At 73.8% G+C, this 5,819-nt stretch carries 6 protein-coding genes; 4 read left to right on the top strand and 2 right to left on the bottom strand.

What is annotated here, in order from left to right:
- Positions 1 to 86 precede the first annotated feature (86 nt).
- Positions 87 to 548: a cell division protein FtsL gene (locus G3I41_RS16550; RefSeq protein ID WP_164400988.1), complete on the bottom strand. Its 462-nt coding sequence runs from the start codon at positions 546 to 548 to the stop codon at positions 87 to 89.
- 94 nt (positions 549 to 642) lie between these two features.
- A complete protein-coding gene (gene rsmH, locus G3I41_RS16545) occupies positions 643 to 1,608 on the bottom strand; it encodes a 16S rRNA (cytosine(1402)-N(4))-methyltransferase RsmH (protein WP_164400987.1) in 966 nt (321 codons plus the stop codon).
- 377 nt (positions 1,609 to 1,985) lie between these two features.
- Between rsmH and G3I41_RS16540 the strand changes: the two genes are divergently transcribed.
- The 4 genes from G3I41_RS16540 to G3I41_RS16525 all read left to right on the top strand — a co-directional run.
- Entirely contained in the window at positions 1,986 to 2,510 is a 525-nt protein-coding gene (locus tag G3I41_RS16540) for a carbonic anhydrase (protein ID WP_164400986.1), read from the top strand.
- Positions 2,511 to 2,769: 259 nt separating this feature from the next.
- Positions 2,770 to 3,819, top strand: a complete 1,050-nt coding sequence (locus G3I41_RS16535; RefSeq protein ID WP_164400985.1) for a MoxR family ATPase — start codon at positions 2,770 to 2,772, stop codon at positions 3,817 to 3,819.
- Positions 3,819 to 5,186: a DUF58 domain-containing protein gene (locus tag G3I41_RS16530; RefSeq protein WP_164400984.1), complete on the top strand. Its 1,368-nt coding sequence runs from the start codon at positions 3,819 to 3,821 to the stop codon at positions 5,184 to 5,186. Before G3I41_RS16535 ends, G3I41_RS16530 begins: the two co-directional genes overlap by 1 nt.
- A partial coding sequence (locus tag G3I41_RS16525) for a transglutaminaseTgpA domain-containing protein (protein WP_239081664.1) occupies positions 5,183 to 5,819 on the top strand: 637 nt, incomplete at its 3' end. The genes G3I41_RS16530 and G3I41_RS16525, both read left to right, overlap by 4 nt.

The raw sequence follows: 5,819 nt of genomic DNA, 5'->3' as shown, positions 1-5,819 counted from the left end.
GGGGGCGGCCGGACGCCGCGGAGGCGTTGCGGGGATGCGCGGGGCCGGGTACCCGGCGGCGCGGCGGTTCCTTGGGGGGCACTGCGTCACCTGCCGGGGCTCGTGGAGGGCTGGGCTGCCGGTGTGCCGGAGGGCGTCGGTCCGACGGGCCCGGGAGCCGGGGTGCCGACGGCCGGGCCGGTGGGGGTGGGCGTGGAGGTCGGCGTGTTCGGCGGGGGCGCGACGACCGGGTCCGGGGCGGCCTTGGACGGGACGCCCCGGACCTTGCCGTCCGGGTCGAGGAAGGCGGGGCTGCCGCCGGGGACCATGCCCAGCTCGCGGGCGCGGCGGGCCAGGGCTTCGGGCTCGAAGGAGGCGTCGACGTCGCGCTGGAGGGCCTGTTGCTCGTCGGTCAGTTCGGTGGTCCGCTTCTTCAGCTCGCTCAGCTCGAAGGAGCCCTCGTTGAGCGCGGAATTGAGCAGCAGCAGCGTGATCAGGCCGCCGCCGAGGAGCACCACGACCAGCAGGACGAACGGGGTCCGGGCGGCGGTGCTCGGCCCGGCGGGCATCAGCCGGGTGAGGCGTGCGACGCGCCCTTGTCGCTGTCCGGCCGGTTTGCTCACCGCTCCGCTCCGTCCCCGGCGCGCGCGGCCGTCCGCCGGCTCACCGCTCGTCCTCGCGGATGCGCTGGGCGCCGCGCAGCCGGGCGGGGGCGGCGCGGCGGTTCTCGGCGACCTCCTCCTCGGTGGGGAGTTCGGCGCCCCGGGTGAGGAGCTTCAGCCGGGGCTGGTAGCGCTCGGGGACGACGGGCAGGCCGGGCGGTGCGGTGTTGGCGGCGCCCGCCGCGAGGACCTGCTTCACGAGCCGGTCCTCCAGGGACTGGTACGAGAGGACCGCGATGCGCCCGCCGACGGCTAGGGCGGCGACGGCGGCCGGAATGGCCCGCTCCAGGACGGTGAGCTCCCCGTTGACCTCGATGCGCAGGGCCTGGAAGGTGCGCTTGGCGGGGTTGCCCCCGGTGCGCATGGCGGCCTGCGGCAGGGCTTCGCGGATCAGCTCGACGAGCCGGGCGCTGTTGGTGAAGGGCTCCTTCTCGCGCTCGCGCACGACGGCGGAGACGATGCGCTTGGCCTGTTTCTCCTCGCCGTACGCGCGCAGGATGCGCACCAGTTCGCCCGGCGGGTAGGTGTTGAGGACCTCGGCGGCGCTCATGCCGGTCGTCTGGTCCATGCGCATGTCGAGCGGTGCGTCGCGGGCGTAGGCGAAGCCCCGGTCGGACTCGTCCAGCTGCATGGAGGAGACACCGAGGTCGAACAGGACGCCCTGCACCTCGGGGATGCCGAGCCGGTCGAGCACCTCGGGCAGTTCGTCGTAGACGGCGTGCACCAGGGTCGCGCGGTCGCCGTAGGGGGCGAGCCGCTCGCCGGAGAGCCGCAGGGCCTCCTTGTCCCGGTCGAGGGCGACCAGCCGGGCGGTGGGGAAGGCGGCGAGCAGCGCCTCGCTGTGGCCGCCGAGGCCGAGGGTGCAGTCGACCACCACGGGGGGCTGCGGGCCGGGGGCCTCCAGAGCCGGTGCCAACAGGTCCAGGCATCGCTGGAGCATCACCGGGACGTGTCGGGTCTGGCTCATGCGCCCTCTCAGGCTCAGCTCCCGGGTGGCGGGACGTACGGCCTGGTCCCCGCCCGCTCGCGAAGGGGAGGTCCGCCGGCGCCGGGGAAGGGGCGTCAGCCGACCGGCGAGCGGGAGAGGGCCGGGCCGTACGTACGCCGCGCACACGGGTAAAAGTTCGAAATGTGCAGGGTGTCGGTAACTTCCCGTCACTTTAGTCCACCCTGCCACTCGATCGATTCCCGATCAATCAACCCGACAGCGCGTCGGCCGTCGCGCGTTCACCCGTGCGGGTGGACGGAGCGGGCTTGTGGATTACCTCACAACAAGCGTTGTTGACGTTTTTTGTCCGCTTCCCTCGCGCATCGGGGCGGGTGGGGAGGACTAACGTCTTGAGCATGTCGACTTCCGCGCACTCCCCCGCCCCCACCGTCACCGACCGCCTGGTCGAGGCGAACGCCGATTACGCAGCAGACTTCAAGGACCCCGGCATGGACGCCAAGCCGGTGCTCCAGGTCGCCGTGGTCGCCTGCATGGACGCCCGCCTCGACCTGCACAAGGCCCTCGGCCTCTCGCTGGGCGACTGCCACACCATCCGCAACGCGGGCGGCGTGGTCACCGACGACGTCATCCGGTCGCTGGCGATCAGTCAGCGGGCGCTGGGCACCCGCAGCATCGTCCTGATCCACCACACGGGCTGCGGCATGGAGTCGATCACCGAGGACTTCCGCCAGGAGCTGGAGCACGAGGTCGGACAGCGGCCGTCCTGGGCCGTCGAGGCGTACACGGACGCCGACCAGGACGTGCGGCAGTCGATGCAGCGGGCCCGCACCTCGCCGTTCCTCAAGCACACCGACGACGTGCGCGGCTTCGTCTTCGACGTGACCACCGGCAAGCTGCGCGAGGTCCTGCCCGCCTCCTGACGGAAGGTCCGCGCGGTGCCGGACCACCACCTTCCGGTGACGAAATCCTCACCCAATCCGACATATCACCCCTGGTTGTCCACAGGCGAGTGACACGAAGCGGTAACGGCAACAAGAATGCGTGAGTGACACCCCGCCGGACCTCGTCCGGCGCGGTGTCCGCAATTCGGGGTGGGCCGGGCCGCACGAGGGCGCCGGCCCGTGACTGGGGAGATCCCCTGCTCCTGGTGAGCGTGGGGCGGGGCCGAGGAGGGCCGGGGTGACGACCTATGACGATCGAGCGAGCCTCACAGATCTGACCACCACCGTCGATCGGGTGCGCGGGTCGATGGAGGCCGTGATCGAGGGCAAGCCCGAGGTCGTGCGGCTTTCCCTCACCGTGCTGCTCGCGGAGGGCCACCTCCTGATCGAGGACGTCCCGGGGGTGGGCAAGACCATGCTGGCCAAGGCGCTGGCCCGGTCCGTCGACTGCTCGGTGCGGCGCATCCAGTTCACGCCCGACCTGCTGCCCTCGGACATCACCGGTGTGTCCATATACGACCAGCAGCGCCGTGACTTCGAGTTCAAGCCCGGCGCGATCTTCGCGCAGGTCGTGATCGGCGACGAGATCAACCGCGCCTCGCCGAAGACCCAGTCCGCGCTCCTGGAGTCGATGGAGGAGCGCCAGGTCACCATCGACGGGCACACCTACGAGCTGCCCGAGCCCTTCATGGTCGTGGCGACGCAGAACCCGGTGGAGATGGAGGGCACGTATCCGCTGCCCGAGGCCCAGCGCGACCGGTTCATGGCCCGGGTGTCGATCGGCTATCCCAGCGCGGAGGCCGAGCTGCGGATGCTCGACGTGCACGGCGGCCTCTCGCCTCTCGACGACCTCCAGCCCGTGGCGCACGCGCACGACATCGTGAAGCTGATCGAGGCGGTGCGCGCGGTCCATGTCGCCGAGGCGGTCCGCAGATACGCGGTCCAGCTCGTCGCGGCCACCCGCAGCCACCCCGACCTCCGGCTCGGCGCCTCCCCGCGCGCCACACTGCACCTGCTGCGCGCCGCCAAGGCGTCCGCCGCGCTGGCCGGCCGGGACTACTGCCTGCCGGACGATGTGCAGGCCCTGGTCGTCCCGGTGCTCGCCCACCGGCTGCTGCCCAACGCGCAGGCCCAGCTCAACCGCCGCAGCGCCGAGCAGGTGGTGCGGGAGATCCTCCACCAGACCCCGGTGCCCACGGCCTCCGGCGGTGCCGGCGCCCAGGCCCCCGCCTATCCGGCGGGCCCGGCGTACGGCGGAGCGCAGCAGCCCGGCGCGCGGCGTCCGTGATGGCCGCGTCGGGGGCCGTAGCGGTGGACGGCGGCGGCGACAGGGGCGGGGTCCGGGCCGCGTTCGGCGGTCTCACGACGCGCGGGCGGTCCTTCCTCGCGGCCGGGATCGCGGCTGCGGTCTGCGCCTACGCGCTGGGCCAGGGCGACCTGCTGCGGGTCGGGCTGCTGCTCGCCGTACTGCCGCTGGTCTCCGTGACGGTGCTCTACCGCACCCGCTACCGGGTCACGGGCACCCGCAGGCTCTCCCCGTCGCGCGTCCCGGCCGGCTCGGAGGCCCGCGTCCACCTGCGCATGGACAACGTCTCCCGGCTGCCCACGGGGCTGCTGATGCTCCAGGACCGGGTGCCGTACGTGCTCGGGCCGCGGCCCCGCTTCGTGCTGGACCGGGTGGAGGGGGGCGGGCGCCGCGAGGTGTCCTACCGGGTCCGGTCCGACCTGCGCGGGCGCTACCCCCTCGGCCCGCTGCAGCTGCGGCTGAGCGACCCCTTCGGCATGTGCGAGCTGACCCGCTCGTTCAGCGCCTACGACACCCTGGTCGTGGTCCCCCGCACCGAACCGCTGCCCCCCGTGCCGCTGGCCGGTGAGTCCTCCGGATACGGCGAGGGGCGGCAGCGGTCCCTGGCACTGGCCGGTGACGACGACGTGATCCCGCGCGGCTACCGCCACGGGGACGATCTGCGCCGGGTCCACTGGCGTTCCACCGCGCGCTACGGCGAGCTGATGGTGCGGCGCGAGGAGCAGCCGCAGCGCGCACGGTGCACGGTCCTGCTGGACACCCGGCAGACCGCCTACCGGGGGACGGGGCCGGATTCCGCGTTCGAATGGGCGGTCTCCGGGGCGGCGTCCGCGCTGGTGCACATGCTGGAGCGCGGCTTCGCGGTCCGGCTGCTGACGGACGCGGGGAACGCGGTGCCGGGCGGGGGCGAGGGCGGGTTCGCCGGCGCCACCCAGGCCACCGCGGACACGGCGGGGCTGATGCTGGACACCCTCGCCGAGATCGAGCAGTCCGACGGCGGGGGCCTCTCCCGCGCCCATGACGTACTGCGCGGGGGCGAGGGGCTGCTGATCGCCTTCCTGGGCGATCTGGACGAGGAGCAGACCGGTATGACCGCCCGGATGCGGCAGCGCAGCGGCGGGGCCGTGGCCTTCGTCCTGGACAGCGCCGCCTGGGTGAACGGCGAATCGCCCGCCACCCGGGAGGCGGCGGAGCGGCGGCTGCGGCTGCTGCGCGAGGCGGGGTGGACGGTGGTGCCGGTGGAGCCCGGCGCGCGACTGGCCGAGCTGTGGCGGCTGGCGGGCCGGCACGCAGCGGTGGCCGGGTCCGGTGGAACGGCCGGTCCGGCGGGTTTCGGGGGTTGGGCATGAGCGGCCGGGGCCGGCTGGCGCTGGCCGCCTTCGCGGCGACGCTGATGGCGTCCTGTTCGATGCTGCCGCTGGTGGATCCGGTCAGCTGGATCGTGCAGGCGGCGTTCCTGCTGGCCGTGCAGTGCGGGGTGGGCATGCTGGGCCGCCGGGTGCCGTTGCCCCGGCTGCTGACGGCCGCCGCCCAGGCGCTGGTCGCGGTGGTGCTGCTGACCGTGGCGTTCGCCCGGGAGCAGGCGATGGCGGGCGTGCTGCCCGGACCGCAGGCCCTGCGGCACCTCGCGGACCTGCTGACGGCCGGCGGGGAGGACGTCGGGCGGTACGCGATCCCGGCACCGGCGACCCCCGGCATCCGGCTCATGCTGGTGGGCGGTGTCCTGCTGGTCGGACTCGTGGTGGACACGCTGGCGGTGACGTTCCGCAGCGCGGCGCCCGCCGGGCTGCCCCTGCTGGCGCTGTACTCGGTGGCCGCCGGGCTGGCGGAGAGCGGCGCGAGCTGGCTCTGGTTCCTCCTGGCCGCCTGCGGCTACCTGCTGCTCCTGCTGGCCGAGGGGCGCGACCGGCTCTCCCAGTGGGGCCGGGTCTTCGCCGGGGCCGCGCGGCCCCGGGACGGTTCGGCCGGCGGGCTCGACACCT

Origin of the sequence: Streptomyces sp. SID9727 (assembly GCF_010550605.1) — a bacterium.
Lineage (GTDB): Bacteria > Actinomycetota > Actinomycetes > Streptomycetales > Streptomycetaceae > Streptomyces.
Note: the sequence above shows the minus strand (reverse complement) of the source record. Positions and strands in the feature narration are given on the sequence as shown.

Bases quoted from the DNA above. Each gene is read 5' to 3' on its own strand.
- G3I41_RS16550 (WP_164400988.1), bottom strand. From the start codon at position 548: ATGCCCGCCGGGCCGAGCACCGCCGCCCGGACCCCGTTCGTCCTGCTG.
- rsmH (WP_164400987.1), bottom strand. From the start codon at position 1,608: ATGAGCCAGACCCGACACGTCCCGGTGATGCTCCAGCGATGCCTGGAC.
- G3I41_RS16540 (WP_164400986.1), top strand. From the start codon at position 1,986: ATGTCGACTTCCGCGCACTCCCCCGCCCCCACCGTCACCGACCGCCTG.
- G3I41_RS16530 (WP_164400984.1), top strand. From the start codon at position 3,819: ATGGCCGCGTCGGGGGCCGTAGCGGTGGACGGCGGCGGCGACAGGGGC.